This is a genomic window from Salinimicrobium oceani (genome assembly GCF_012037645.1).
On record NZ_JAAVJR010000787.1, the window covers coordinates 1 to 416 of the forward strand.

The following is a 416-nucleotide window of genomic DNA, read 5'->3' on the forward strand; positions in this document are numbered from 1 at the left end:
AGAATTTTATTAATAGAATATTTAAATCTTAATGGTCAACATTCTAAAAATATGTTGACTTTAATTTCTGGTACCTCAATAGCACAATTGATACCTGTAGCTATTAGTCCCTTTCTCACAAGAATTTATTCCCCGCAAGATTTTGGAATTCTCGGACTATTTATAGCCATAACTTCTATCTTAGGTTATGTGGTGAATGGAAGATATGAATTAGCGATAATGTTGCCAGACAACGACGACGATGCTTTAAATGTCTTAGCGCTCGGACTGTTAATTTCCTCTGTTCTGTCTGTTTTTCTTTTCTTGTTTGTTGTTATCTTTAATGAAGAAATGGCAGGAATGCTAGGAAATACAGCGATGTCCGTCTGGTTATACTTTGCTCCCCCTGTCATTTTCTTTCTTGGAACATTTTACTT

Annotated in this window: 1 pseudogene; it reads left to right on the forward strand. The window is 34.6% G+C overall.

The features are described from left to right. Positions 1-416, forward strand: a pseudogene (locus HC175_RS19405) (hypothetical protein); the annotation flags it as partial.